25 protein-coding genes are annotated in these 24549 nt (G+C 73.7%); 19 read left to right on the top strand and 6 right to left on the bottom strand.

The window, feature by feature from the left end; genetic code table 11:
- Window positions 1-5: 5 nt before the first annotated feature.
- The 5 genes from cobN to cobJ are packed head-to-tail and all read left to right on the top strand — an operon-like array spanning window position 6 to window position 6895.
- Window positions 6-3335, top strand: a complete 3330-nt coding sequence (gene cobN / locus BM419_RS14930; protein WP_091926860.1) for a cobaltochelatase subunit CobN — start codon at window positions 6-8, stop codon at window positions 3333-3335.
- The gene (gene cobG, locus BM419_RS14925; RefSeq protein ID WP_091926859.1) at window positions 3332-4669 is read left to right on the top strand and encodes a precorrin-3B synthase; all 1338 of its coding nucleotides are present in this window, start codon (window positions 3332-3334) and stop codon (window positions 4667-4669) included. The genes cobN and cobG overlap by 4 nt, the downstream gene beginning before the upstream one ends.
- On the top strand, window positions 4666-5358 hold the full coding sequence (locus tag BM419_RS14920; RefSeq protein WP_280141965.1) for a precorrin-8X methylmutase: 693 nt from the start codon (window positions 4666-4668) through the stop codon (window positions 5356-5358). Before cobG ends, BM419_RS14920 begins: the two co-directional genes overlap by 4 nt.
- Window positions 5358-6137, top strand: coding sequence for a precorrin-2 C(20)-methyltransferase (locus tag BM419_RS14915; RefSeq protein WP_012320065.1), 780 nt, complete (start codon window positions 5358-5360; stop codon window positions 6135-6137). Before BM419_RS14920 ends, BM419_RS14915 begins: the two co-directional genes overlap by 1 nt.
- The gene (cobJ, locus tag BM419_RS14910) at window positions 6134-6895 is read left to right on the top strand and encodes a precorrin-3B C(17)-methyltransferase (RefSeq protein ID WP_020094636.1); all 762 of its coding nucleotides are present in this window, start codon (window positions 6134-6136) and stop codon (window positions 6893-6895) included. Before BM419_RS14915 ends, cobJ begins: the two co-directional genes overlap by 4 nt.
- Here the strand turns inward: cobJ and BM419_RS14905 are convergent.
- The gene (locus BM419_RS14905) at window positions 6862-7674 is read right to left on the bottom strand and encodes a cobalt-precorrin-6A reductase (RefSeq protein WP_091926858.1); all 813 of its coding nucleotides are present in this window, start codon (window positions 7672-7674) and stop codon (window positions 6862-6864) included. The two genes, cobJ and BM419_RS14905, sit on opposite strands and share 34 nt — an antisense overlap.
- Between BM419_RS14905 and cbiE the strand changes: the two genes are divergently transcribed.
- From cbiE to BM419_RS14885, 4 genes are read left to right on the top strand one after another with little or no spacing between them, the layout of a single operon-like run.
- Entirely contained in the window at window positions 7673-8893 is a 1221-nt protein-coding gene (gene cbiE, locus BM419_RS14900; protein WP_091926857.1) for a precorrin-6y C5,15-methyltransferase (decarboxylating) subunit CbiE, read from the top strand. The genes BM419_RS14905 and cbiE overlap by 2 nt on opposite strands.
- A complete protein-coding gene (locus tag BM419_RS14895; RefSeq protein WP_244540778.1) occupies window positions 8890-9294 on the top strand; it encodes a cobalamin biosynthesis protein in 405 nt (134 codons plus the stop codon). The genes cbiE and BM419_RS14895 overlap by 4 nt, the downstream gene beginning before the upstream one ends.
- Window positions 9291-10067, top strand: a complete 777-nt coding sequence (gene cobM, locus BM419_RS14890; protein ID WP_091926855.1) for a precorrin-4 C(11)-methyltransferase — start codon at window positions 9291-9293, stop codon at window positions 10065-10067. The genes BM419_RS14895 and cobM overlap by 4 nt, the downstream gene beginning before the upstream one ends.
- Window positions 10064-11383 (top strand): cobyrinic acid a,c-diamide synthase CobB, encoded by a 1320-nt coding sequence (locus tag BM419_RS14885; RefSeq protein ID WP_091926854.1) that lies wholly within the window; start codon window positions 10064-10066, stop codon window positions 11381-11383. The genes cobM and BM419_RS14885 overlap by 4 nt, the downstream gene beginning before the upstream one ends.
- Window positions 11384-11443: 60 nt before the next feature.
- Here the strand turns inward: BM419_RS14885 and BM419_RS14880 are convergent, their stop codons facing one another.
- Window positions 11444-11881, bottom strand: a complete 438-nt coding sequence (locus BM419_RS14880; RefSeq protein ID WP_020094642.1) for a helix-turn-helix domain-containing protein — start codon at window positions 11879-11881, stop codon at window positions 11444-11446.
- A 355-nt stretch (window positions 11882-12236) separates the two neighbouring features.
- On the opposite strand from BM419_RS14880, the gene BM419_RS14875 reads away from it, so the two are divergent.
- Window positions 12237-12584: a heme-degrading protein HmuQ gene (locus BM419_RS14875; protein ID WP_042672224.1), complete on the top strand. Its 348-nt coding sequence runs from the start codon at window positions 12237-12239 to the stop codon at window positions 12582-12584.
- A gap of 335 nt (window positions 12585-12919) precedes the next feature.
- On the top strand, window positions 12920-14425 hold the full coding sequence (locus BM419_RS14870) for an undecaprenyl-phosphate glucose phosphotransferase (protein ID WP_020094644.1): 1506 nt from the start codon (window positions 12920-12922) through the stop codon (window positions 14423-14425).
- 37 nt (window positions 14426-14462) lie between these two features.
- Here the strand turns inward: BM419_RS14870 and BM419_RS14865 are convergent, their stop codons facing one another.
- Window positions 14463-14948 (bottom strand): transcriptional repressor, encoded by a 486-nt coding sequence (locus BM419_RS14865; protein WP_020094645.1) that lies wholly within the window; start codon window positions 14946-14948, stop codon window positions 14463-14465.
- A gap of 124 nt (window positions 14949-15072) precedes the next feature.
- On the opposite strand from BM419_RS14865, the gene BM419_RS33245 reads away from it, so the two are divergent.
- Genes BM419_RS33245 through BM419_RS14855 form a run of 3 tightly spaced genes read left to right on the top strand, consistent with a single transcriptional unit; the run spans window position 15073 to window position 16873 of the window.
- Window positions 15073-15207 carry a hypothetical protein gene (locus tag BM419_RS33245; RefSeq protein ID WP_020094646.1) on the top strand — a complete coding sequence of 45 codons (135 nt, stop codon included), beginning with the start codon at window positions 15073-15075 and terminating at the stop codon, window positions 15205-15207.
- Window positions 15204-16001 (top strand): metal ABC transporter ATP-binding protein, encoded by a 798-nt coding sequence (locus BM419_RS14860; protein ID WP_091926853.1) that lies wholly within the window; start codon window positions 15204-15206, stop codon window positions 15999-16001. Before BM419_RS33245 ends, BM419_RS14860 begins: the two co-directional genes overlap by 4 nt.
- A gap of 47 nt (window positions 16002-16048) precedes the next feature.
- Window positions 16049-16873 carry a metal ABC transporter permease gene (locus tag BM419_RS14855; protein WP_091926923.1) on the top strand — a complete coding sequence of 275 codons (825 nt, stop codon included), beginning with the start codon at window positions 16049-16051 and terminating at the stop codon, window positions 16871-16873.
- Here the strand turns inward: BM419_RS14855 and BM419_RS14850 are convergent, their stop codons facing one another.
- The 3 genes from BM419_RS14850 to BM419_RS14840 are packed head-to-tail and all read right to left on the bottom strand — an operon-like array spanning window position 16874 to window position 19601.
- Window positions 16874-17737 (bottom strand): SDR family oxidoreductase, encoded by an 864-nt coding sequence (locus BM419_RS14850; protein ID WP_091926852.1) that lies wholly within the window; start codon window positions 17735-17737, stop codon window positions 16874-16876. It abuts the gene before it with no gap.
- Window positions 17734-18879 carry a tRNA epoxyqueuosine(34) reductase QueG gene (gene queG, locus BM419_RS14845; RefSeq protein WP_091926922.1) on the bottom strand — a complete coding sequence of 382 codons (1146 nt, stop codon included), beginning with the start codon at window positions 18877-18879 and terminating at the stop codon, window positions 17734-17736. The genes BM419_RS14850 and queG overlap by 4 nt, the downstream gene beginning before the upstream one ends.
- A 29-nt stretch (window positions 18880-18908) precedes the next feature.
- Window positions 18909-19601 (bottom strand): glutathione S-transferase family protein, encoded by a 693-nt coding sequence (locus BM419_RS14840; protein WP_020094651.1) that lies wholly within the window; start codon window positions 19599-19601, stop codon window positions 18909-18911.
- 253 nt (window positions 19602-19854) lie between these two features.
- On the opposite strand from BM419_RS14840, the gene BM419_RS14835 reads away from it, so the two are divergent.
- From BM419_RS14835 to BM419_RS14815, 5 genes are all read left to right on the top strand, one after another.
- Window positions 19855-20658, top strand: a complete 804-nt coding sequence (locus tag BM419_RS14835; RefSeq protein WP_091926851.1) for an undecaprenyl-diphosphate phosphatase — start codon at window positions 19855-19857, stop codon at window positions 20656-20658.
- Window positions 20659-20887: 229 nt separating this feature from the next.
- Window positions 20888-22777 (top strand): methylmalonyl-CoA mutase subunit beta, encoded by a 1890-nt coding sequence (locus BM419_RS14830; RefSeq protein WP_091926850.1) that lies wholly within the window; start codon window positions 20888-20890, stop codon window positions 22775-22777.
- A 43-nt stretch (window positions 22778-22820) separates the two neighbouring features.
- Window positions 22821-23195, top strand: a complete 375-nt coding sequence (locus BM419_RS14825; protein WP_091926849.1) for a hypothetical protein — start codon at window positions 22821-22823, stop codon at window positions 23193-23195.
- 135 nt (window positions 23196-23330) lie between these two features.
- Window positions 23331-23780, top strand: a complete 450-nt coding sequence (locus BM419_RS14820; RefSeq protein ID WP_091680812.1) for a hypothetical protein — start codon at window positions 23331-23333, stop codon at window positions 23778-23780.
- A 48-nt stretch (window positions 23781-23828) separates the two neighbouring features.
- Entirely contained in the window at window positions 23829-24545 is a 717-nt protein-coding gene (locus tag BM419_RS14815; protein WP_091926848.1) for a glutathione S-transferase, read from the top strand.
- Window positions 24546-24549: the final 4 nt, after the last annotated feature.

Raw genomic sequence — 24549 nt, 5'->3', positions numbered from 1 at the left:
CCGCGGTGCATCTCGTGCGCATCGATGCCGTCTCCCTCGACGAGGGCGAGGCGGCCGTGGATCTCGGGCAGGAGCCCGGCGACCTCGTGGTGCTGTCGTTCACCGACAGCGACCTCGCTTCGGTCGGGCAGGCCCACGCCGCGGAGCCCGGCCTGCCGAGCCTGCGGCTCGCGAAGCTCGCCAGGCTGCGGCACCCGCTCTCGGTCGACCTCTACGTCGAGCGCGTCGTGGCGCGCGCCAAGGTGGTGGTGATCCGCTGCCTCGGCGGGCTCGATTACTGGCGCTACGGGATCGAGCGCTGCGCCGAGGCCGTGCGGGCGCACGGCGTCGTCCTCGCGGTCCTGCCGGGCGACGACCGGCCGGATCCGCGCCTCGCCGCCTTCTCCACCGATCCCGACCTCGCCGGGCAGCTCGACGCCTATTTCCGAGCCGGCGGCCCTGACAACCTGCGGCGGATGCTGCGGCGCCTCGCGATCCGCCTGGGCGCCGACGGCCCGGTCGAGCCGCCGCAGCCGCTCCCGCGCGGCTTTCCCTGGTGCCCCGGCTGCGGAGTTCTCCCCCTCGGGACGGCCGTCGCCGCGGCCGCGACCGCGGTCCCGCTCGCCGGGGCGCGCAGCGCGGCAGAGCCGGTCGCGCTCCTGCTGATCTACCGCTCCGCCGTGCTCGGCGGCGACACCGGCCCGTTCGTCGCCCTCGCTGCCGCGTTGAGGGAACGCGGGATCGGCGTGCTGCCGATGGCCGTGTCGAGCCTGAAGGAGCCGCAGGCCGCCGCCGCGGTCGCCGCTGCCGTGCGCGCGCGCAGGCCCGACCTCGTGATCGCCGCCACCGCCTTCTCGGCCCGCGAGGACGAGACCGGCTTCGTGCTCGACGGCGGCGACTGCCCGGTTCTCCAGGCCTTCACGGTCGGGTCGCCCCGCGCGGCCTGGGAGGCCTCCGCCCGCGGTCTCGGCGCGGCCGATCTCGCCATGCAGGTCGCGCTGCCGGAATTCGACGGCCGTCTCTCGGGCTTCCCGATCTCGTTCAAGGAGGAGAGCGCCGAGATCGCCGGCTTCGCCGAGCGGCGCGCCGTGCCCTACGAGGCCGGCATCGCCGCGCTCGCCGACCGGGCCGCGGGATGGCTGCGGCTGGCCGCCCTGCCCCGGGCGGCGCGGCGCGTCGCCCTGGTCCTGTCCGACTATCCCGCCCGCGGCGGCCGGGCCGGGTTCGCGGTCGGCCTCGACACGCCCGCGAGCGCCCGCGCGATCGCCGCCGACCTCGCGGCCGCGGGCTACGCGGCGGGCGCGCTTCCGGAGCCCGGAGCGCTGATGGCGGCGCTCACGGAGGGCCCGGCCGCGTTCCGGGTGCCGCTCGCGGCCTACGCGGCGTGGTGGCGCACGCTCTCCGAGGACGTCCGCGCCGCCGTCACCGGCAGCTGGGGCGAGGCAGCGGCGGACCCGGCCTGCGTCGACGGCGCCTTCCAGTTCCGGGTGTTCCGGGACGGCGGCCTCGCGGTCTTCCTCCAGCCCGACCGCGGCCGCGACCCTGATCGCAAGACCGGCTACCACGACCTCGACCGCGCCCCGACCCACGCCTACCTGGCCTTCCATCTCGGCCTGCGGCAGCAATTCGACGCCCTGGTGCAGCTCGGCACGCACGGCACCGCGGAGTGGCTGCCGGGCAAGGCCGTGGCCCTGTCGCCCGCCTGCTTCCCGGCGCTCTGCGTCGGCGGGCTGCCGGTGATCTACCCGTTCATCGTCGACGACCCGGGCGAGGCCGCGCCGCTCAAGCGCCGCCTCGGCGGCGTGGCGCTCGGGCACCTGACGCCCGACACCGCCGTCCACGCGCTGACGCCCGAGGCGGCCCGCCTCCGCGAGCTGGTGGAGGAGTATTCCGCCGCTAGCGTGCTCGACCCCCGCCGCGCCGACCTCATCGCCCGCGCCATCCTGGAGGAGGCCGGGGCGGCCGGACTGCTGGACGGTGCCGGGATCGACCCGGACACGCCGATGGACGAGGCGCTGACGCGGCTCGACGCGCATCTCTGCGATCTCGGCGAGACCGTCTTCCGCGACGGCCTGCACGTCTTCGCCCGCGCGCCGGAGGGGGCCGCGGACGCCGTCGCGGCGAGCGCGGACTCCGAGCACGCCGGTCTGCTGGCGGCCCTCGACGGGCGGTTCGTCCGGCCCGGCCCCTCCGGCTCGCCGTCCCGTGGGCGGGCCGACGTGCTCCCGACCGGGCGCAACCTCGCGACCCTCGACCCGCGGGCCATCCCGAGCCGCGCCGCCGCGCTCCTCGGCGAGAAGGCGGCCGCCGCCGTGGTGACCCGCTACCTCCAGGACGAGGGCGCCTATCCGGCCCGGATCGTCATGGATCTCTGGGCCTCGCCGACCCTCCGCACCGGCGGCGAGGACGTGGCCCACGCCCTGGCCCTGATGGGCGTGCGGCCGGTCTGGGATCATGCCAGCACCCGCGTCACCGGCTTCGAGATCCTGCCCCTCGCCATGCTGGACCGGCCGCGGATCGACGTCACCGTCCGCGTCTCCGGCGCGTTCCGCGACACCTTCCCCGACACGCTGGCGTTGCTCGACCGCGCCGCCCGCGCCGTGGCGGACCGGGACGAGACCGACGACGAGAATCCCCTCGCGGCGGCGCGCCGGCGGGGCGATGCGTCGGTGCGCGTCTACGGGGCCGCGCCCGGCCGCTACGGCGCCGGCACCGCCGCCACCGCCCTCGACGGCGCCTGGGACGGCCGCGCCGACCTCGGCCGCGCCTACCTGGCCGCGAGCGGCCACGCCTACGGCGACCGCGAGGGGCCCGACCCCGATTTTGCAGCCCGCGTCGCGGCGGCCGACGCCTATCTCCACGCCTTCGACGTGGCCGAGCGCGACCTGTTCGACGGCGACGCCGCCGTCGACACGATGGGCGGTTTCGCGGCGGCCGCGGCCCTGGAGGGGGCGAGCCCCGCCCTCTACAGCCTCGACGTGTCGGTCCCGGAACGGCCGAAGGCGCGGACGGCCCGCGAGGACGCGGCCCGCCTGATCCGCGGGCGCCTCGCCGATCCCCGCTGGATCGCGGCCCAGCTGCGCCACGGTTACCGGGGCGCGCAGGAACTCGCCCAGGGGCTCGACGCGGTCTTCGTCCTGGCCGCCGCGAGCGACGCGGTGACGGATGCCGGCTTCGAGGCGCTCTACGCGGCCTGGATCGCCGACGCCGAGGTGTTCGAGCGCCTGCGCGCCGCCAACCCCGCCGCGGCCCGCGCGATCCTGGAGCGGTTCGACGAGGCCCGGGACCGCGGCCTCTGGCACAGCCGACGCAACGCCCTCCCGGCCGACGCTCTGATGCGCGAGGCCGCCGAGTGAGCGCGGCCCCGCATCGGCGCGCCCTGCCCGAGGCGCCGGCCCGCCGGGGCTGGTGCCCCGGTCTGACGCGTCCCATGCCGACGGGCGACGGCCTGCTCGCGCGCGTCCACCCGCCGCTCGGGATCCTGACCCTCGATCAGGCCCGCGCCGTGGCGGAGGGTGCGCGGCGCTTCGGGAACGGGCACCTGGATCTCACCGCCCGGGCCAATCTCCAGATCCGCGGCGTCTCCGAGGCGACGCGCGCGCCGCTGGCCACTTGGCTCGCGGCCCGGGGCCTCGGCGACGTGCGCGCCGACGGCGGCCCCCAGCGCCTGACGCTCACGAGCCCCCTGGCCGGCCACGACCCGGACGAGACGATCGACGTGCCGGCCCTCGCCCGGGCGATCGAGACTGCGGGGCTCGCGATCCCGGGGTTGCCGGCCAAGACCCTGGTCGCCGTCGAGGGCCGCCCCGGCCGGGCGCTGCCGGAGGCGGATCTCTGCGTCGTCGCCGAGGGGCCGGGCCGCGTCGCGATCACGGTCGCGCACGGTGAGACCCAGCGGACGCTCCTGACCTGCGCGGAGGACGCGGCGCCGGGCCACGTGGCGGCCCTGCTCGGAGCCTTCGCGCGGACTGGCCGGCGCCGGATGCGCGACCTGTCGGACGACGAACTGGCGGCACTGGCCCTAACGCTTCCGTCAGGAGATACCCGCGCCGGACCAGCGCAGGCGTACCAGGGCTTCGCTCCGGAACAGGAGCCGGCGCGTCCGGCGGGCGGACACGACCTTCGGAGCGTCGCCGTCGACGCGCCCTTCGGTCGCTGCACTGCCGACGCCCTCGACCGGATCGCGGCTACGGCAGCGGCGATCGGCTCCGACGAGATCCGCCTCTCCCCCACGCGCGGCTTCGTGATGCTGGCGCCGGCCGCTGCCGAAGCGGCGGCCGCGATTGCGGCGCTCGCGGCGGAGTTCATCGTCGTCCCCGACGATCCGCGGCGCGCGATCGCGGCCTGCACGGGGGCGCCGGGCTGCGCCTCCGGATCGACTCCCACGCTCGCGGACGCGGCCCGCCTCGCGGGGGCGTTCGGCTCCCTGGCGGCCACGGGCCGCGCCGCGCACGTCTCGGGCTGCGCCAAGGGCTGCGCGCGGCCGGGCCCGGCCGACCTGACCCTCGTCGGCCGGGACGGGCTCTACGGCGTAGTGATCGGGGGCGCGCCCGGCGATGAGCCGGCGATGGATCTCCCTATCGAGGCCGTGCTGGAGCGGCTAGGAAGGGCCGAGATCGACGGGCTCTCCGCCGCCTTCGCGCCGGAGACCGCCCCTTCAGAATGCGGGAGGACCAGGAGACCGGCATGAGCGCGAGCCAGAACGCCCTGCGCCAGACAGGATCGGAGCCGGCCGCGGCCCACGAGTCCCCGTCCCGCTACGACTACATCCGCGACGGCGGCGCGATCTACGCGCGCTCCTTCGCGATGATCCGCGCCGAGTCCGATCTCGGGCGCTGGTCGGGCGCCGCCGAGCGCGTCGTCGTCCGCATGATCCATGCCTGCGGCATGACCGACCTGCCGGCCGACGTGGAGATGGCACCGGACTTCGCCGCGGCCGGCGTCGCGGCCCTGCAGGCCGGCGCGCCGATCCTGTGCGACGTCCGCATGGTCGCGGACGGCGTCACCCGGGCCCGCCTGCCGGCCGACAACAGGGTGATCTGCACCCTGGGTGACCCGCGCGTGCCGGATCTCGCCCAGAGCCTCGGCACGACCCGGTCCGCGGCCGCCATGGAGCTGTGGCGGGAGCACCTCCCGGGCAGCGTCGTGGCGGTGGGCAACGCCCCGACCGCGCTGTTCCGGCTCCTGGAACTCCTCGATGCCGGCGTGGCGCCGCCCGCCGCGGTGATCGGCATCCCGGTCGGCTTCGTCGGCGCTGCGGAGTCGAAGGAGGCCCTGGCGCGGGACGGCCGCGTGCCGTTCGTGGTCGTGCACGGGCGGCGCGGCGGCAGCGCCATGACGGCCGCGGCGGTCAATGCGCTCGCCAGCGAGGTCGAGTGATGGACGGTTTCGAGCGCCTCGACGGCCCGACCGAGGAGATCCCCGCGGCCGCGGTGACGGGCACGCTCTACGGCGTCGGGATGGGCCCGGGCGATCCGGAGCTGCTGACCGTGAAGGCCCAGCGCATCCTGATGCGCGCGCCCGTGCTGGTGCATTTCTGCAAGCGCGGCCGGCGGGGCAATGCCCGCACCATCGCGGACGCGATCCTGCGCGACCCGGCCCGCGAGATGGCCCTCGCCTATCCCTACACGACCGAGATCCACCCCGAGCACCCGGACTACGTCGCGGCGCTCGCCGGCTTCTACGACGACGCGGCCGGGCAGCTCGCCGACCACCTCGGCGCCGGGCGGGACGTCGCGATCCTGTCGGAGGGCGACCCGTTCTTCTACGGTTCGTTCATGCACCTGTGGCGGCGCCTGAAAGACCGCTTCCCCGTGGAGGTGGTTCCGGGCGTCACCGGCATGTCGGGCTGCTGGACCCGGGCCGGCACGCCGATCACCTGGGGCGACGACGTCCTCACCGTCCTGCCGGCGACCCTGTCGCTCGACGCGCTGACCGAGCGCCTACGCGGCACCGACGCGGCCGTGGTGATGAAGCTCGGGCGCCACCTGCCGAAGGTGCGGGCCGCCCTGTCGGCTGCCGGGCTGCTGGCCCGCGCCGTCTACGTGGAGCGCGGCACGATGGCAGGCGAGCGGGTCGTGATGCTGGCCGACAAGGCCGACGACGACGCGCCCTATTTCTCGATGGTGCTCCTGCCCGGAGAGGGCCGCCGGCCGTGAGCGGGAGCCTCACCGTCGTCGGCCTCGGGCCGGGCGACGCGGCCCTGCTGACCGAGTCGGCCCGCCGGGCGCTGGACGCGGCGGAGGACGTCGTCGGCTACTTCCCCTACGTGGCCCGCGTGCCCGAGCGGCCCGGCCTCGTCCGGCACGCCAGCGACAACCGGGTGGAGGTCGACCGGGCGCGCCACGCGCTGCAGCTCGCCGCCTCCGGGCGCAGGGTCGCGGTCGTCTCCGGCGGCGATCCAGGCGTCTTCGCCATGGCCGCGGCGGTGTTCGAGGCGGTCGAGTACGGCGAGCCCGGCTGGCGCGACCTCGCCATCACGGTGGAGCCGGGCATCACCGCGATGCTCGCCGCCGCGGCCCGGCTCGGGGCACCGCTCGGCGGCGACTTCTGCGCGCTCTCGCTCTCGGACAACCTGAAGCCCTGGCCGGTCGTGACCGCGCGGCTGGAGGCGGTGCTGCGCGCGGATTTCGTGGTGGCGCTCTACAACCCGATCTCCACCGCCCGGCCCTGGCAGCTCGGGGCGGCGCTGGAGATCGCGGCCGGGATCCGCGCGCCCGAGACGCCGGTGATGTTCGCCCGCGCCGTCAGCCGGCCGGACGAGGCGATCCGCGTCGCGACCCTCGCCGAGGCGCCCGCGGTGCCGGCCGACATGGCCACGATGGTGATCCTGGGCGCCTCGACGACGCGGCTGATCCCGCGCGCGGGCCGGGCGCCCTTCGTCTACACCGCCCGCAAGGTCGAGGGATCGGCGTGATCGCCCGCGTCCAGCCAGCGGCGCGCGCCCGCGGCGTCCGCGACGCTCGGCACGTCGGGCTTGCCCGGCCGCCGCACCATCACGACCGGGATGCCGAGGCCGCGCGCCGCCGCGATCTTGCCGTAGGTCGCCGCGCCGCCCGCGTTCTTGCTGACCACGATCTCGATCCGGCTGGCCCGCATCAGGGCCGTCTCGGACGCGGCGTCGAACGGTCCGCGCGCCTCCAGGGCGGTCAGATGCGGCACCGGCAGGATGCCGCCCAGCGGCTCGACCGTCCGCGCCAAGTAGCTGTGCTGGGGCGCCGCCGCGAAGGCCCCAGCCTCCTGCCGGCCGATCGTCAGGAACACGCGCCGGGGCTCTGCGCCGAGGGCGGCGACCGCCTCCTCCATCCGGTCGACCTCGACCCAGTCGTCGCCGGGTTCCCGGCTCCAGGCCGGCCTGCGGATCGCGAGGAGCGGCACGCCCGTCAGGGCCGCCGCGCGCGCGGCGTTGGCCGAGATCCGCGCGGCGAACGGGTGGGTCGCGTCGATCAGGCGGGTGATCGCCTCGGCCTCCAGGTAGCGGGCGAGGCCCTCGGCGCCGCCGAACCCGCCGATCCGGGTCGGGACCGGCTCGGGCTTCGGCGCCGCCGTCCGGCCCGCCAGCGAGAGGGTCACGGCGCGATCCGCCTGACCCGCGAGCGACCGCACCAGGGCGCTCGCCTCGCCGGTCCCGCCGAGGATCAGGATCCGCATCGTGCCGGTGATCGGGGGCGGCGTGTTCATGGGCGCCTTGTCCATGAGCGCTGACTCGCTGTCGAGCGCCCCGTGGCTGTCGATCGTCGGGATCGGCGAGGACGGTCGGGCCGGGCTGACGCCGTCCGCCGCCGCCGCGCTCGACGCCGCCCGCGTGGTCTACGGCGGCCGGCGCCACCTCGCCCTCGCCGGGCCGCTCGACGCGGAGACGCGGCCCTGGCCGAGCCCGATCCACGAGGCCTATCCCGAGATCCTGGCGCGGCACGGCCGGCCGACCTGCATCCTCGCCACGGGCGACCCGTTCCACTACGGCATCGGCGCCGAGATCGCCCGGCTGGTGCCGGCGGACGAGATCCGCGCCTTCCCGCAGCCTTCGGCCTTCAGCCTCGCCTGCGCCCGGCTCGGCTGGCCGCTCGCCGAGTGCGCCCTGGTCACGCTCCACGGTCGCGCACTGACCCGGATCGTCCCGCATCTCCAGCCGGGTGCGCGGCTCCTCGTCTTGTCGTGGGACGGCACGACGCCCGGCGCCCTCGCCGCCCTGCTGCGCGACCGGGGCTTCGGCGCGTCGACGCTGACGGTGCTGGAGGCGATGGGCGGGCCGCGCGAGCGCGTCCGCACCCTCCGCGCCGAAGCGTTCGACGGCGCCGACTTCGATCCGCTGAACACGGTGGCGCTCGCGGTGGCGGGTGCCGGCCGCGCCATGCCCCTCGCGCCGGGCCTCGACGACGACCTGTTCGAGAATGACGGGCAGCTGACCAAGTCCGAGATCCGGGCCCTGACCCTGTCGGCGCTGCGCCCGCATCCGGGACAGCATCTCTGGGATGTCGGTGCGGGCGCCGGCTCGATTGCGATCGAGTGGATGCTGCGTCACCCGAGCCTGCGCGCCACCGCGATCGAGGGAAGGCCGGACCGCGTCGAGCGGATCCGCCGCAACGCTGTCGCGCTCGGCGCCCCGGACCTCGCCGTCGTCGCCGGCACGGCGCCGGGCGCGCTCGTCGGCCTGCCCGCGCCGGACGCGGTTTTCATCGGCGGCGGCGTCTCGGAGCCGGGGGTCCTCGCGACCGTGCTGGCGGCGCTGCGGGGCGGCGGTCGCTGCGTCGCCAACGCCGTGACCCTCGAGGGCGAGGCCGCGCTGCTCGCGGCCTTCGCGGCGCATGGCGGGAGCCTGCGCCGCTACGGCGTGGAGCGGGCGAGCTCAGTCGGGGGAATGCACGGCTGGCGCCCCGCCATGACGGTGATCCAGTGGGCCTGGACCAAGCCGTGACCGGAGCGCTGGTCGCCGGCATCGGGTTCCGCCGGGGCACCGAGGCCGAGGAGATCGCGGAGTTGATCGAGCGCGCTCTCGTCCTGGTCGGCGCCGCGCGGTCGAGCCTCGCGGCCGTGGCCACGGCGGACGACCGGGCGTCGGACGCGGCGATCCGCGCGGCGACGGCTTGGTTCGGCCTGGCACCGCATCCCATCGCCGCCGCCGCGCTGGAGGCCCGCGACGCCGAGATCGTCACCCGCTCGGCGCGGATCGAGCGCCTGCGCGGCGTCGGCTCGCTGGCCGAGGCGGCGGCCCTCGCCGGCGCCGGGCCCCGGAGCCGCCTCGCCCTACCCCGGATCGCGAGCGGCGGCGCCACTTGCGCCCTGGCCGTCCGATACGACACGACACGGGAATCATGACCGTCCACTTCATCGGCGCCGGCCCCGGCGCGGCCGACCTGATCACGGTGCGCGGGCGCGACCGCATCGCGGCCTGCCCCGTCTGCCTCTACGCCGGGTCGCTCGTCGCACCCGAGATCCTGGGCTGGTGCCCGCCCGGTGCCCGGATCATCGACACGGCGCCCCTCGACCTCGACGCCATCCTGGCGGAGATCCGGACGGCGCACGCGGCCGGCCAGGACGTGGCGCGCCTGCATTCCGGCGACCTGTCGATCTGGAGCGCCCTGGCCGAGCAGATGCGCCGGCTCGACGCGCTGGCCATTCCCTACACGGTGACGCCGGGTGTCCCCGCCTTCGCGGCCGCGGCCGCGCTGCTGCGCCGGGAGCTGACGGTCCCGGGCGTGGCCCAGACCGTGGTCCTGACCCGCACCTCCGGGCGGGCGAGCGCCATGCCCGAGCGGGAGACGCTGGCGGCCTACGCGGCCACCGGCGCGACCCTGGCGATCCACCTGTCGATCCACGTCGTCGAGGCCGTCGCCGCCGAGCTGATCCCCTTCTACGGCCCGTCCTGCCCGGCGGCGGCGGTGTTCCGAGCCTCCTGGCCGGACGAGCGGGCGCTCGTGGGCGATCTCGCCGCGCTGCCCGGGCTCGTCGCGGAGGCCGGTCTGGAGCGCACCGCCCTGATCCTGGTCGGACCGGCGCTGGGCGCCGCGGAGTTCCGCGAGAGCGCTCTCTACGCGCCCGACTACGACCGGCGCTACCGGCCCGGCGGCACGGTGGGGTCGCGGTCGTGAGCGCCCCCGGCCTCCTCGTCGCGGCGCCGCGCTCCAGCTCCGGCAAGACGACCGTCGCCCTCGCGCTCATGCGCGCCCTCACCCGGCGCGGCCTGCGGGTGCGCGGCGCGAAGTGCGGCCCGGACTACATCGATCCGGCCTTCCACCACGCCGCGACCGGCCATCCGAGCTTCAACCTCGACAGCTTCGCCATGGCGCCGCCGCTCCTCGACGCGCTGGCGGGCGCGACGGCGGCGGCGGCCGATCTGCTGATCGCCGAGGGGTCCATGGGCCTGTTCGACGGCGTCCGGGCGGCCGAGAACCGCACCGGGGCGAATGCCGACATCGCCGCGCGCTACGGCTGGCCGGTGGTGCTCGTGGTGGACGTGTCGGGCGCGGCGCAATCGGCGGCCGCCGTGGCGCTCGGCTGCAAGCTCTACGATCCCCGCATCCGGATCGCCGGCGTGATCCTCAACAAGGTGGCGAGCGCCCGTCACCGGCGCCTCGTCGAAGCCGGCATGGAGCGCGCGGGGCTGCCGGTGCTCGGCGCGCTGATGCGCGACGCGCAGCTCGTCCTGCCCGAGCGCCACCTGGGGCTCGTCCAGGCCGGCGAGACCGCGGATCTCGCAGCGCGCCTCGACAGGCTCGCCGACCTCGCGGAGGCGGGCATCGACCTCGACGCCGTGACGGCCTGCGCGAGCGGCACCGTACCGCCCTCCGGTGGCCGCCTGCCCCGGCCGCCCGGACAGCGCGTGGCGGTCGCCCGGGACGCGGCGTTCAGCTTCCTCTACCCGCATCTCGAGACCGGGTGGCGGATGGCCGGCGCCGAACTCGTGCCGTTCTCGCCCTTGGCCGACGAGGGACCGCCCGAGGATTGCGACGTCTGCTGGCTGCCGGGCGGCTATCCGGAACTGCACGCGGGCCCGATCGCCGGCGCGACCCGCTTCCTGGACGGGCTGCGCCGCTTCGCGCGGACCCGGCCGGTCCACGGGGAGTGCGGCGGCTACATGGTCCTGGGCGAGACGTTGCAGGATGCCGACGGAGCGACCCATGCCATGGCCGGACTGCTACCGGTCGCGACCTCGTATCACCGGCGCAAGCTGCATCTCGGCTATCGCGTCGCGCAACTCTGCGAATCCGGCCTGCTCGGCGCCGCGGGCACGCGCCTCGTCGGCCACGAATTCCACTACGCCAGCGAACTCTCGCCGATCGCGCCGGAGGAAACGGCGCTCGCCCGCGTGACGGATGCCGAAGGTGTCGATCTGGGACTGGCCGGCCACCGGGTCGGACCCGTCACCGGCAGCTTCTTCCACCTGATCGCGACCGATCCGCCGTGACGCCGGGCTCGGCGCAGCCGCTTCGAAGGTCCCCGAGGTGAAGCCTGTTTCGCGCGCCGGTCAGGCCGGATCCGTCGTCGGCGCGGTTGCGCCGCGGTTCTGCGCGAGTCGCGCGGCGCTGCGGACCAGCGCGAGCACGTCGCGGCGCATCTGCTCGTCCTCGATCTGGGCGTAGGCGCGCAGCAGCTCGATGGCGCCGTGGGCGCTGAGGAAGCCGAACACATCCTCCTGCGCGTTCTCGCGCGGCTCGTTCTCCTCGAAGAACGCGGAGACCGGAACCTCGAGGAGGCGCGCGATCTCGCGCAGCCGGCCGGCCCCGACCCGGTTCTGGCCCTTCTCGTATTTCTGAACCTGCTGGAAGGTCACGCCGACCGCGTTGCCCAGCGCGGTCTGGCTCATGCCGCGAGCCTTGCGCAGCGCTGTGATCCGGATGCCCACGAGGCGATCGACGTCCGTCGTCTGCTTCGGCATCGTCTGGCCGGAGGAATCCTTGTCCATGGCGTGGGCTGCATCCTCCTGCGGACGGGGTGTCTTCGCCTCGCTGTCGCGCCGCTTCACCGTCCGCCCCTTAGTCGCATGTCCTGCACGTCAGGTTGCCGGTACTCCGTGCCGATGTCCGGCTATAGCCCTGATCCCGACACAGGTGAACCGGGGCGCAGTAGGACACCAAGTTGTCAAGCTTCGCAAGTCGAAGGTTACATCTTCTAGTTTAAGCCCACACATCTTTGCAACATTGTTGCTCAAATGTCGACGTGGAGGTCAGGGCTGCTTTCGAGGTGCGCCTTGTCGCCGCGCGGCGGTACCCCTTAGGAGCACAGGGGCATGTAGGTTCGGTACCGCGCAGGAGGCACGCATGTTCATCGCGATGAATCGCTTCAAGGTCGTTAAGGACGCGACGGCGGATTTCGAGGCCGTCTGGCTCGGGCGCGACAGCCACCTCGGCGAGATGCCGGGCTTCGTCGAGTTTCACCTGCTGCGCGGCCCCGAGCACGAGGACCACGTGCTCTACGCCTCGCACACGATCTGGCGATCGCGTGCCGATTTCGAGGCCTGGACCCGGTCCGAGCAGTTCCGCAAGGCGCATGGCCGCGTGCCCTCGACCAAGCCCCTGTATCTCGGCCACCCCCAATTCGAGGGTTTCGAGACGATCCAGACGGTCGGCGGGACGGCCGATGCGCGCCAGGACGCGGACGCCGTCTGAACGCGGCGGACCCCGGCCGCCCTTCGGCCGGGGTCGTTCGAGGCGCCGATCCGGTTGAAACCGCGATGGAAGAAACCCGCGTGAATTGAAATAGCTCCGGCGAAAACGGTCCCCCGTCAAACCTCGCGACGGCCGGCTGCGCCGAACAGTCACTCAGCATTAACTATGTATTGCCTCCTCCGGAAGCAGGCCCTAAGTCGCAGCGCTCATCCGCGACTGCGCTCGTGAACCCGCCGGGCCCGCGGCTTGCTCCGTGACCGTCACCAGGCGGCGCTGAAACCTTTCGTGTCTCAGACTGGTACAGAGTCCGACTAAGACGGGACGTTGCGGGTCAGATGTTTCACGATCGGCTTCCGGAGACGTTTCAGGCGCTGCCGACCTCGGCGGAGCGCCGCCGCAATGTGTGGTCGGCCCTGCTGCCGCGCCGCGGCCGTGCGCTGGCACGCATCGCCCTGTCCATGACTCTCGCCGCCACCGACATCGCGGCGATCGTGGCGGTCACCCTGGGCCTCGAATGCGCCTACCAAGTCCTCGCGCAGGACGGCACGGTGTGGGCGGGTCTCGTCCGCGGCTCGCGGCTGTCGGCGCTGCTGGCGCTGGTGATCGTCGCCACGAACGTCCTGCGCGAGGAGTACAGCCTCGAGAACGTGATGGCGCAGAAGCCGGGCGTCCAGCGGGTGGCCTCGCTCTGGCTGATCGCCTGGGCCGCCGTGCTCGTCGTCAGCTTCATGACGAAGACGACCAACGATTACTCGCGGCTCGTCTCGCTCGGGATCTTCGCCGCCGGCCTGCCGGTGCTCATCGCGGCGCGGGCCGCGGTGCGCCGGCTCGTGCGCGAGCGGCTGAGCGCCGGATCGGCCACCGCCAGCCGGATCCACCTCGTGGGCTACGAGGAGGACATCGCGCGCTTCTACGCCGGCAAGGAGGTCGACCAGCTCGGCTCGCGGATCATCGGGACGAGCTACCTGCGGCGGGTCGATCCCGGCGCCGACGCGGCCACGCGCCACGACCAGTTGCAGGAGGATCTCGACCTCGCCGTCTCCGTCGTCCGCTTCCTGCGGCCGGACGACGTCTTCGTGCTGGTGCCCTGGGCCGACACCGCGGAGGTCGAGCGCTGCATCGACGCCTTCCTGCGGGTGCCCTCGGCCCTCCACCTGCGTCCCGGCGCGGTCCTCGACCGGTTCCCGGACCTGCAGGTCGCCCGGGTCGGCGGCGTCTCGGGGATCAACATCGGCCGCCGTCCGCTCAACGTCGGCGAGGTCATGCTGAAGCGCGCCCTCGACCTGACGGTGGCGACCATCGCCCTCGTGTCGCTGTCGCCGCTGCTCGCCGCGATCGCGGTGGCGATCAAGCTCGACAGCCCCGGCCCGGTCTTCTTCCGGCAGAAGCGCTACGGCTTCAACCAGCAGCCGTTCGGCGTCTTCAAGTTCCGGTCGATGCGGGCGGATCCTAACGCCGCCTTCCGGCAGGCGACCCGCAACGACAGCCGCATCACCCGGATCGGCGCGATCCTGCGCCGGACGAACCTCGACGAGCTGCCCCAGCTGATCAACGTCCTGCGCGGAGAGATGTCGCTGGTCGGCCCCCGTCCGCACGCTTTGGCGCACGATCGGAGCTTCGAGCGCCGGATCGCCCTCTACGCCCGCCGGCACAACGTGAAGCCCGGGATCACCGGCTGGGCCCAGGTCAACGGCTACCGCGGCGAGACGCAGACCGACCTCGCCATGGAGCGGCGCGTCGCCTGCGACCTGCACTACATCGACAACTGGTCGATCTGGTTCGACATCCAGATCATGATCCAGACGGTCGTCTCGCGCCGCGCCTACCAGAACGCCTTCTGACCGGCACCCGGCGGCCGTCCGCCCTGGAAGTGGCGCCTCAGGGGGCCTGCTTCCGCTCCCGGCAGGCGCCGCAATCGCCCTCAACCTCCAGGATGCTGTGGGTCGGGGTGAAGCCGGCCCGCTCCAGCGTGCGCCCCAGGCTGCCCTCGACTTCCTCCGACGAGGCCTCGTCGACGCCGCCGCAGGTGCGGCAGATCAGGAAGATGACCCCCTCCCCGGGGGCGTGGCCGTGCGCGCAGGGGATGAAGGCGTTGCGGCTCGCGATCCGGTGGACCAGACCCTGCTCCATGAGGAAGTCGAGGGCGCGGTAGACCGAGACCGGGGCCACGCGCTTGCCCGGCGCGCTCAGCCGCTCCGCGATATCGTAGGCGCCCTGAGCCTTGGCGGACTCGGCCACCGCCTCGAGCACCTCCCGGCGCAGGGGCGTGAACTGAAGACCGCGCTCGCGACACAGGGCCTCGGCCCGCGCGAGCATGTCACCGGTGCCGGCGTGGCACGCGTCGTGACCCTCGTGACGGTGCATGATCGCTCCAGACGTGATCCGCAGGTTGTCCCGCGGGTTTGTTACAGTGTATCACCGCCGCCCAGCACCGCACCAGTAGCCCCGCGTGGTGCCCGCGCCGGCGTGAGCGCGCGACGAGGACCCCGTGCCGACCATTCCCAGCCCGAGACACGCGGCGCGGCGATCGCTGTTCCAGAGCGGGATCGGCCTGCGGCTGGCGCTCGCCGCGCTGCTCTCGGCGCTGGTCTGGCTGACCATCGCCTGGGCGCTGGCGACATGAGCGGCGCGCGCCCGGATCCGATCCGCCTCGTCGGTCTCACCCTCGGTTACGACCGGCATCCGGCGGTCCACCACCTCGACGGGTCCGTGCGGGCCGGCGACCTGCTCGCCCTCGTCGGCCCGAACGGGGCCGGCAAGTCGACGCTTCTCAAGGGCATGGCCGGGGAGATCCGTTGCCTGGACGGGCGCATCGAGCGCGCCGGCGCCCTCGCCTACATGCCGCAGGTCGACGAGATCGACCGGAGCTTCCCGCTCACCGTCATGGATCTCGCCGGCATGGGCCTCTGGCGGCGCGCGGGGGCGTGGCGCAGCCTCACCCGGCGGCGCCCGGCGATCGAGGCGGCGCTGGCCACGGTCGGCCTCGACGGCTTCGCGGCGCGGCCGATCGGCACCCTGTCGGGCGGACAGTTCCGGCGCGCCCTGTTCGCCCGTCTGATCCTGCAGGACTGCCCGGTCGTGCTCCTCGACGAGCCGTTCACCGGCATCGACGCGCGGACGGTCGACGATCTCCTGGCGCTCATCCGCACTTGGCACGCCGAGGGCCGGACCGTGGTCGCGGCCCTCCACGACCTCCAGCAGGTCCGCGCGCATTTCCCGACGACGCTGCTGCTCGCCCGAGAGCCCGTGGCCTGGGGTCCGACCGCGCGAGTCCTGACGGCCGAGAACCTCGCGCGCGCCCGCAACCTGTCCGAGGCCTGGGACGAGGGCGCGGCGATCTGCGCCGGGCCGCGAGCCGTCGCGGCGGCGCACGACCACGGCGGCGCGGACCATCACCACCACGAGGACGCCGCGTGACCGATCCGCTCGGATCCCTGTTCGCGCCGTTCGTGGAGTTCGGCTTCATGCGCCGTGCCCTGGCGGGCTGCCTCGCCCTGTCGGTCTCGGCGCCGCCCATCGGCGTGTTCCTGACGCTGCGCCGTATGAGCCTGATGAGCGACGCGATGAGCCACGCGATCCTGCCCGGCGCCGCGGTCGGCTTCCTCGTCGCCGGCCTGTCGCTGCCGGCGATGACGCTGGGCGGCCTCGTGGCCGGCCTCGCGGTCGCTCTCCTCGCGGGCGCCGTCACCCGCGCGACGGTCGTCCGGGAGGACGCGAATCTCGCGGCCTTCTACCTCATCTCGCTCGCGGCCGGCGTGCTGCTGGTCTCCCTGCGCGGCTCGCAGATCGACCTCATGCACTTCCTGTTCGGCTCGGTCCTGGCGCTCGACGACGCCGCGCTCTGGCTGCTCGGCGGCATCAGCACGCTGACCCTGCTGGCCCTGGCCCTGATCTACCGGCCGCTCGTGATGGAATGCGTCGATCCCCTGTTCCTGCGGAGCGTGAGCCGCAGCGGCGGCCCGGTCCACCTCGCCTTCCTGGCGCTGGTCGTCGTGAACCTCGTCGGCGGGTTCCAGGCCCTCGGCACGCTGCTGGCGGTGGGGCTGATGCTGCTGCCGGCGGTGGCGGCCCGGTTCTGGGCCCGCGACCTGGCCGGGCTGATCCCGGTCTCGATGTTGATCGCGGCCCTGGCGAGCGTGTCGGGGCTCAGCCTGTCGTACCGGTACGACGTGCCGAGCGGGCCGGCCATCGTGCTGGCGGCCGGCGCGCTCTATCTGGCCTCGATGTTGGTCGGCCCCCGCGACGGCCTGCTCCGCCGCCTCGTCCGGCCGCGGCACCTCGAGGCCTGATCAGGGCTGGTCCTTGAGGGCCGCGAGCCCCTCGCGATAGGTCGGGTAGGCGAGCGCCACGCCGAGCTCGTCGCGGATCAGGCGGTTCCGGACGCGCTTGTTCTCGCCGTAGAAGCTGCGCGCCATCGGCGACAGGTCGGCGGTCTCGAAATCGATCTCGGGCGGCAGCGGCAGGCCTGTGAGGGCCGCCGCGTGCTCGGTCACGGTCTGGGGCGCGGTCGGCTCGTCGTCGGTGACGTTGTAGATCGCCCCCGGCCGCGGCCGGTCGATCGAGGCGAGCAGCGTCGTGGCAATGTCGTCGACGTGGATGCGGTTGAAGACCTGCCCGGCCTTCACGATGCGCTGCGAGCGGCCCTCCCGCAGCTTCACGATCGGGTTGCGCCCGGGTCCGTAGATGCCCGAGAGCCGGAAGACCTGAACGGCCTTGCCGGTCGCGGCGCCGAGCGCCAGCCACGCCGCCTCGGCGTCGACGCGCACCTTGGACCGGGCGCTGCGCGGGGTCGCCGGCGTGGTCTCGTCGATCCAGGCGCCGCCCTGGTCGCCGTAGACACCGATGGTCGACAGGTAGCCGATCCACCGGATCCGGCTCGCCGCGACGGCGTCGGCGTAGCGGGCCAGCACCGGGTCGCCGGCCTCGCCGGGGGGCGCCGAGACCAGGAGCACGTCCGTGTCGGCGAGATCCGCCGCGATCCGGGGATCGTCGGCTTCCGGCCCGAAGGCGCGCATGGCGAAGCCCGTCTCCGCGGCGATGCGGTCGGCGGCCGCGGGGTCGGTCACCGTGGCGCGGACGGTCCCGAAACGCGGCCGCGCCCGCTCGGCGAAGTGACGGCCCGTGAAGCCGAGCCCGAAGACGAAGAGGTTCATGCCGCGGATGTCTCGTCCGTCCGCGGTTCCGTCAAGCCGGTGGCGGCCCGCCACTCGTCCCGCACGTGGGCGTCGGTCTCGGAATCGCCGTGCTGGCGCCCGAGCGCGCGCACGGCCTCGGGCGCCAGCAGCCGGCCGCAGGCCCAGACCGCCATGCCGCGCACCAGTGGAGACGGGTCGCGCAGGCGCGCGACGGCCGCCTCCGCGAGCGACGGGTCATCGGAATTCCCGATCGCGATCATGACGTTGCGGAGGAAGCGATCGCGCCCGGTGCGCTTCACCGGCGTGCCGGCGAAGAAGGTGCGGAACGCCGCGTCGTCGAGGCCCGCGAGATCCGCGAGCGCCGGGGCCGCCAGGTCCGCCCGCGCGGCGAGGCGGCTCTCTGCCGCGGTGCGGGCGAACTTGTTCCAGGGGCAGACGGCCAGGCAATCGTCGCAGCCGAACACCCGGTTGCCGATCGCCGCCCGGAACGCCGCCGGGATCGGCCCGGCATGCTCGATCGTCAGGTACGAGATGCAGCGGCGGGCATCGAGCCGGTAAGGCGCCGGGAACGCGTCGGTGGGGCAGACGTCCAGGCAGGCGCGGCACGAGCCGCAACAGTCGGGCTCCGGCGGGTCGGGCTCGAACTCCGCGCTCGTGTAGATCGCGCCGAGGAGCAGCCAGTTGCCGTGCCCGCGGGAGATCAGCACCGTGTGCTTGCCCTGCCAGCCGAGGCCGGCCGCCTCCGCCAGGGTCTTCTCCATGACGGGGGCGGTGTCGCAGAAGACCTTCACCCGCACGTCGCCCTTGGCCGACAGATACCCACCCAGTTCTTTCAGGCGGCCCTTCAAAACCTCGTGATAGTCCCGCCGCTGCGCGTAGGCGGCCACGGCACCGCGGTCGCGACGCGCCACGAGGTCGAGGGGATCGTGCTCCGGCCGGTAGCTCATCGCCAGGACCAGGATGCTGCGCACCCCGGGCCACAGCGCGATCGGGCTGGCGCGCTGGTCGGCCCGCTCCGCCATCCAGTCCATGGTGCCCTGCTCGCCCTCGGCGAGCCAGGCGGACAGGCGGCCGGGCAGGTCGGGCAGCCGGTCGGGTCGGGTCACGCGCAGGCCGCAGAACCCGAGCGTCCGCGCCCGGGTCTCGACGAGGCGGCGCAGGTCGGCGCCGTGGTAGGTCCGTCGGGCGTTCAGAAATCCAGATCCGCGTAGTGGGCGGCCGGTGCCATCCCGGCCACCCGGTCGGCGAGCAGGGCGCGGAACGAGGGCCGCGACTTGACGCGGGCGTACCAGTTCCGCGCCATCTCGTCCTCGTCCCAGGGCACGTCGCCCAGGTAGTCGACGCAGGAGAGATGGGCGGCCGCCGCGAGATCGGCATAGGTCAGGTTGTCGCCGGCGATCCAGCGCCGCCGCGCGATGAGGTAGCCGATGTATTTGAGGTGGTAGCGCACGTTGGAGCGCGCCGCGCGGATCGCGTTCATGTCGGGCGGGCCGCCGCCCTCGTTGGCCGACATGAAGCGCTTCGAGATCTTCTCGTTGACGAGGTAGGCGGTCACCTCGGACTCGAACTTGACCAGGAACCAGTCGAGCAGGCGCCGCACCTCCACGCGCTCGACGGTGTCCTCCGGCAGCATCCGCCGCCCCGAGAGCCCGAGGCCGCGGGTCTCGTCGAGGTACTCGGCGATGACGCCGGCGCCGGGAACCACGAGGCCGTTCTGCTCCAGCAGCACGGGCGTGACGCCCGCCGGGTTGATCAGCAGGAAGTCGTCGCGCCGCTCCCAGGGCCGTTCTTCGAACAGCGTCGGCTCCATGCCCATCTCGGCGAGCACGAGACGGATGAAACGGGAATTCGCGCAGAAGGGGAAATGGTAGAGGGTTGCCATCGAGGCCGTGCGGGACGTTCGGTCTGCCAGCGCGGCCGGTCCCGCGCTCGTCGTGGGTCCTGAAGCGCGGGTCTTCGGCGCAGAGGACTTCGGACCGAGCGTTATTGCCCGACCGTTGCCGAGCCCTTAACACGCGCGGCCCGGCCCGGTAACTGCCCGTCAACCCTGATCGGCGAAGCCTCGGGTACAACCATTTCGCGTGGCAGGCGGTGGCCCGACGGGGGCCTCCGCGCGCGCGGCACAGGGCGTCGCGATGGATCCGGCAAGCATCGGCAAGGCAGTGCTGCTCGCCCTGGTGGAGGGGGCGACCGAGTTCATCCCGGTCTCCTCCACCGGCCACCAGCTGCTGGTGGGGCACTTCATCGGCTTCCACTCGCCCAACAACACCTTCGAGGTGCTGATCCAGCTCGGCGCGATCCTGGCGATCCTGCTGGTGTATTTTCGCCGCCTCCTGGGGATCGCCACCGCGTTGCCGTCCGATCCGAAGGCGCGCCGCTTCGTCCTCGGCATCCTGGTGGCGTTCCTGCCGGCGGCGATCATCGGCGGCCTCTTCTCGAAGCTGATCAAGGCCTACCTGTTCAACCCGTGGATCGTCTGCGCGACCCTGGTGGCCGGCGGCCTCGTGCTCCTCGTCATCGACGACACCGACCTCGAGGTGAAGAAGACTGACGTCTACGACTTCTCGCTGCTGATGGACCTGAAGATCGGCATCTTCCAGTGCCTGGCGATGATCCCCGGCGTCTCGCGCTCGGGCGCCACGATCGTGGGCGCGATGCTGATGGGCGCCGACAAGCGCTCGGCCACCGAGTTCTCCTTCTACCTCGCGATGCCGACCATGGCGGGCGCCTTCGCCAAGGACCTGCTCGACAACTATAAATACCTCTCGAGCAACGATGTCGGGCTGATCGCGATCGGCTTCATCGTGTCGTTCGTCTCGGCGCTGTTCGTGGTGCGGTTTCTCCTCGACTACGTCTCCCGCCACGGTTTCTGGCTGTTCGCGTGGTGGCGGATCATCGTCGGTGCCCTCGGCTTCGCCGGCCTGATCATCCTCGGCTGACGCGGGCGGGATCGCGCCCCGTTCGGTCGGCTCGAGCTCGCCGGCAGCGGCTCGGACTCGCGATCCGGATCGGCAGGTGCCCCTCATCGCACCTGCGCCGCATCACTCAAAAATCGGTGATCCGCGGCTTGAGCTTTCCTCAACCATCGGGCGATTGCCAGCGGCGGAGCGGCGTGCGAGGCAAACGCATGAAAGCGGTGCAGAAGACGCCGCGCCCTGGGACGTACCGATGGAAGACAGACCGCTCGCCGACCTCTTCGAGCCCGCAGACCGGGCGCGCTGGCTCGGCCTCGTCGAAGGCGTCCTGAAGGGCGCCGATTTCGAGAAGCGGCTGGTGTCGCGGACGGCCGACGGACTGCGGATCGAGCCCCTCTACGGACCGGCCGAGCCGGCGGCGCAGCCGGTGCGCGAGCCCGGACCCTGGCGGATCGCCCAGCGGGTCGACCATCCCGACCTCGGAACCGCGAACACGCAGGCGCTCACCGATCTCGAGGGCGGGGCCGATGCCCTCGTGCTCGCCTTCGCGGGCGCGCCGGGCGCCCGCGGCTACGGTCTCACCGCGGCGAGCGTCGAGGAGTTCGACGCCGCCCTGAAGGGCGTGATGCTGCCGCTGATCGCCCTGCGGATCGATGCCGGCGGTCGCGGCCTGGAGGTGGCCCAGCTGGTCAAGGCGCTGGCGGAGCGCCGCGGCGAGGATCTCTCGACCTATGACGTCGATCTGGGGCTCGATCCCGTCGGCGTCCTGGCGGCCACCGGCAGCCTCGGAGCCGTCTGGACCGACATCGCGCCCCGCCTCGCCGAGGCCGTGGCCGAGCTGGAGGCGGCGGGTTTCCGCGGCCGGGCCTTCCTGGCCGACGGCCGGCCCTACCACGAGGCCGGCGCCGGCGAGGCGGCGGAACTCGGCGCGGTGCTCGCCACCGCCGTCGCCTACCTGCGCGCCCTGGAAGCGGCCGGTCACGATCTCGCGAGCGCGCGCGACCGCGTCGCCGTGCTGCTCGCGGCCGATGCCGATGAGTTCGTCACCGTCGCGAAGTTCCGCGCGATGCGGCGCCTCTGGGCGCGCGTCGAGCAGGCCTGCGGCCTCGACCCGCAGCCGCTGCGCCTCCACGCCGAGACCGCGTGGCGGATGATGACCAAGCGCGACCCGTTCGTGAACATCCTCCGGACCGGCATGGCGGCGGCCTCGGCCGGCATGGGCGGCGCCGACAGCGTCGCGGTCCTGCCGTACACGCAGGCCCTCGGCCTGCCCGACGCCTTCGCCCGGCGCGTGGCGCGCAACAGTCAGATCGTGCTCATCGAGGAATCCCACCTCGCGCGGGTCAGCGACCCCGCGGCCGGCGCCGGCGGTTTCGAGGCCCTGACGGCCGAGCTCGCCGAGGCGGGCTGGGCGGCGTTCCAGGCGATCGAGGCCGAGGGCGGGATCGTCGCCTCGCTCAGCATCGGCAAGCTCCAGCGGCGGATCGAGCTGACCCGCGAGGCCCGCGCCAAGGCGGTGGCCACCCGCCGCGAACCGCTCACGGGTGCGAGCGAGTTTCCGAACCTCCCCGAGAAGCCGGTCACGGTTCTCGACGTGCCGCCCGTGGCGGCGGTGCGCGGATCCAACTTCGGCGCGGGCTCGGCGGTCGCCTGCGACGCGCTGCCGTCCCAGCGCCTCGCGGAGCCCTACGAGGCCCTGCGGGACGCCTCGGACGCCTTCCTCGCCAAGACCGGTCGCAGGCCGATCGTGTTCCTGGCCAATCTCGGCCCGGTGGCGGCCTTCAACGCCCGGGCGACCTTCGCGGCCAACGCCTTCGCGGCCGGCGGGCTCGAGGCTCTGTCGAACGAGGGCTTCCCCGATGCCGAGGCGGCGGCGGCGGCGTTCCGGGAATCCGGCGCGAGCCTCGCCTGCATCTGCTCCACCGACGGGATCTACGCCGAGCGCGCGGTCGCGACCGCGGAGGCGCTGACCGGGGCCGGGGCCGGACCGGTCTACCTCGCCGGGAAGCCGACGGACCTGGCCGAGCCGCTGAAGCAGGCGGGCGTGGCCGCCTTCCTGCATGTCGGTTGCGACCTCCTCGCTCTCCTCAACGCGGCACTCCGTGCGGCCATGCGGACGCCCGCGCCGCAGGCGCCGCGCTGACGGGGCGCCGGTCTCCCCGAAGCCCACGGCACTCCGGATCCGCATGACGCCCCGCATCGCCGTCGCCCTGCTCCTCGCCGGCACGCTGCCCGCCGCGTCCGCCCCCCGCGCCGCCGCCCTGCCCGATCGGTTCGACGGCACATGGAGCGTCGAGATCATCACCGAGACGGGGAACTGCGACCGTGCCTACCGCTACCCGGTGCGGATCGAGCGCGGGCGGGCGCGCTTCATCGGGACCGCCTTCGTGGTCGAGGGTGGCGTCGCGCGGAACGGGGCGATCCGCGGCTCGATCTCCAACGGCGCCGCCACCGCCGACGTGCGGGGACGCCTGGGCTCGGACGGCTTCGGTGCCGGAACCTGGGTCTCGACCGGGGCCCTCGCCTGCCGGGGACACTGGAACGCGGAGCGGCGCGGCTGAGCGCGGCTGTGGCCGCCGCGAAACAGCCCGGATCTTGCCCGGAATCGGGCACCCGGACCGAACCGCCAGCCCCGATCCCGACGCAATCATGAGCGAGAGCTGAACGCGGTTCGGACACCCGACGAGGCCGCCCGTATGAAGACTTCGATCCTCGCCACCTTCGCCGTCCTCGCGCTCGTCTCGGCCGCCGAGGCGCGGCCTCACCGGCACCCGGCCGCCCCGAAGGTGAACGCGGCGGAGGCCGAGAAGGTGTTGGCGCCGCTGCGACAGGCCGCCACCGCGTGCTTCGCCGAGACGGTGCTGTCGAACCCGAAGGCGACGGCAGAGGCGCGCGCCGGCCGCTGGTACGAGGCCGTCGGCATCACGGGCTTCCTGTGCCGCCCGGAGGTCGCCGCGATGATCCGGACCCACGACAACCTCTACGGCGCGAAGACCGGTGAGCGCTACTTCAAGGGCGCGTACGTCAAGCATCTGGACCAGCAGCTCGCCGAGCGCCTTCAGCCGATGTTCGCCCGCAAGGCCGTCGCCAGCGCCGAGCCGCCGCTCGAGAAGGCCTCGGCGGAGGAGCCGGCCGAGAACAACTGAGCGGGAACCGTCCGGGGTCGCCGCGCCTTCCCCGACCCGGAGGCGGCGATGCCCTACGAGCTCCATTACTGGCCGATGATCCAGGGGCGCGGCGAGTTCGTCCGCCTCGCCCTCGAGGAGGCCGGCGCCGACTACGTCGACGTGGCCCGCCAGGACGACGATTCCGGCGGCATCGGCCCGATGCTCGACCGACTGTCCGACCCCGCCGATCCGCGACCGCCCCTGGCACCGCCCTTCCTGCGCGACGGCGACGTCGTCGTCGGGCAGAGCGCCGCGATCCTGCTCTATCTCGGACCGCGCCTCGGGCTCGTGGGCCCGTCGGAGCGCGACCGGATCTGGACCCATCAGCTCCAGCTCACCGTCGCCGACGCGGTCGACGAGGCGCACGACACCCACCATCCCGTCGGCGTCGGCCTGTACTACGCGGATCAGAAGGCCGAGGCGTTGCGCCGGGCGGCCGAGTTCCGGGACGAGCGCGTCCCGAAATATCTCGGCTATTTCGAGCGCGTGCTGGCGGCCAACGGCGGCCGCCTCGTCGGCGCGGAGCTCTGCTACGCCGACCTGTCGCTGTTCCAGCTCGTCGACGGCCTGCTCTACGCCTTCCCCAAGGCGACCGCCGCGGCCCTCCGGAGAACCCCGCAGGTGGCGCGGCTCCACGAGACCGTGGCGCGGCGCCCGCGGCTCGCCGCCTACCTCGCCAGCGCGCGCCGGATCCCGTTCAACGAGGACGGCATCTTCCGCCGCTACCCGGAGCTGGATCCCTGAGGCG

This window comes from Methylobacterium sp. yr668 (genome assembly GCF_900116245.1).
Classification (GTDB): Bacteria; Pseudomonadota; Alphaproteobacteria; order Rhizobiales; family Beijerinckiaceae; genus Methylobacterium.
Note: the sequence above shows the minus strand (reverse complement) of the source record. Positions and strands in the feature narration are given on the sequence as shown.

Bases quoted from the DNA above. Each gene is read 5' to 3' on its own strand.
- BM419_RS14920 (WP_280141965.1), top strand. From the start codon at position 4,666: ATGAGCGCGAGCCAGAACGCCCTGCGCCAGACAGGATCGGAGCCGGCC.
- BM419_RS14915 (WP_012320065.1), top strand. From the start codon at position 5,358: ATGGACGGTTTCGAGCGCCTCGACGGCCCGACCGAGGAGATCCCCGCG.
- cbiE (WP_091926857.1), top strand. From the start codon at position 7,673: ATGAGCGCTGACTCGCTGTCGAGCGCCCCGTGGCTGTCGATCGTCGGG.
- BM419_RS14905 (WP_091926858.1), bottom strand. From the start codon at position 7,674: ATGGACAAGGCGCCCATGAACACGCCGCCCCCGATCACCGGCACGATG.
- cobM (WP_091926855.1), top strand. From the start codon at position 9,291: ATGACCGTCCACTTCATCGGCGCCGGCCCCGGCGCGGCCGACCTGATC.
- BM419_RS14880 (WP_020094642.1), bottom strand. From the start codon at position 11,881: ATGGACAAGGATTCCTCCGGCCAGACGATGCCGAAGCAGACGACGGAC.
- BM419_RS14875 (WP_042672224.1), top strand. From the start codon at position 12,237: ATGTTCATCGCGATGAATCGCTTCAAGGTCGTTAAGGACGCGACGGCG.
- BM419_RS14870 (WP_020094644.1), top strand. From the start codon at position 12,920: ATGTTTCACGATCGGCTTCCGGAGACGTTTCAGGCGCTGCCGACCTCG.
- BM419_RS14865 (WP_020094645.1), bottom strand. From the start codon at position 14,948: ATGCACCGTCACGAGGGTCACGACGCGTGCCACGCCGGCACCGGTGAC.
- BM419_RS14860 (WP_091926853.1), top strand. From the start codon at position 15,204: ATGAGCGGCGCGCGCCCGGATCCGATCCGCCTCGTCGGTCTCACCCTC.
- BM419_RS14855 (WP_091926923.1), top strand. From the start codon at position 16,049: ATGCGCCGTGCCCTGGCGGGCTGCCTCGCCCTGTCGGTCTCGGCGCCG.
- BM419_RS14850 (WP_091926852.1), bottom strand. From the start codon at position 17,737: ATGAACCTCTTCGTCTTCGGGCTCGGCTTCACGGGCCGTCACTTCGCC.
- BM419_RS14840 (WP_020094651.1), bottom strand. From the start codon at position 19,601: ATGGCAACCCTCTACCATTTCCCCTTCTGCGCGAATTCCCGTTTCATC.
- BM419_RS14835 (WP_091926851.1), top strand. From the start codon at position 19,855: ATGGATCCGGCAAGCATCGGCAAGGCAGTGCTGCTCGCCCTGGTGGAG.
- BM419_RS14830 (WP_091926850.1), top strand. From the start codon at position 20,888: ATGGAAGACAGACCGCTCGCCGACCTCTTCGAGCCCGCAGACCGGGCG.
- BM419_RS14825 (WP_091926849.1), top strand. From the start codon at position 22,821: ATGACGCCCCGCATCGCCGTCGCCCTGCTCCTCGCCGGCACGCTGCCC.
- BM419_RS14820 (WP_091680812.1), top strand. From the start codon at position 23,331: ATGAAGACTTCGATCCTCGCCACCTTCGCCGTCCTCGCGCTCGTCTCG.
- BM419_RS14815 (WP_091926848.1), top strand. From the start codon at position 23,829: ATGCCCTACGAGCTCCATTACTGGCCGATGATCCAGGGGCGCGGCGAG.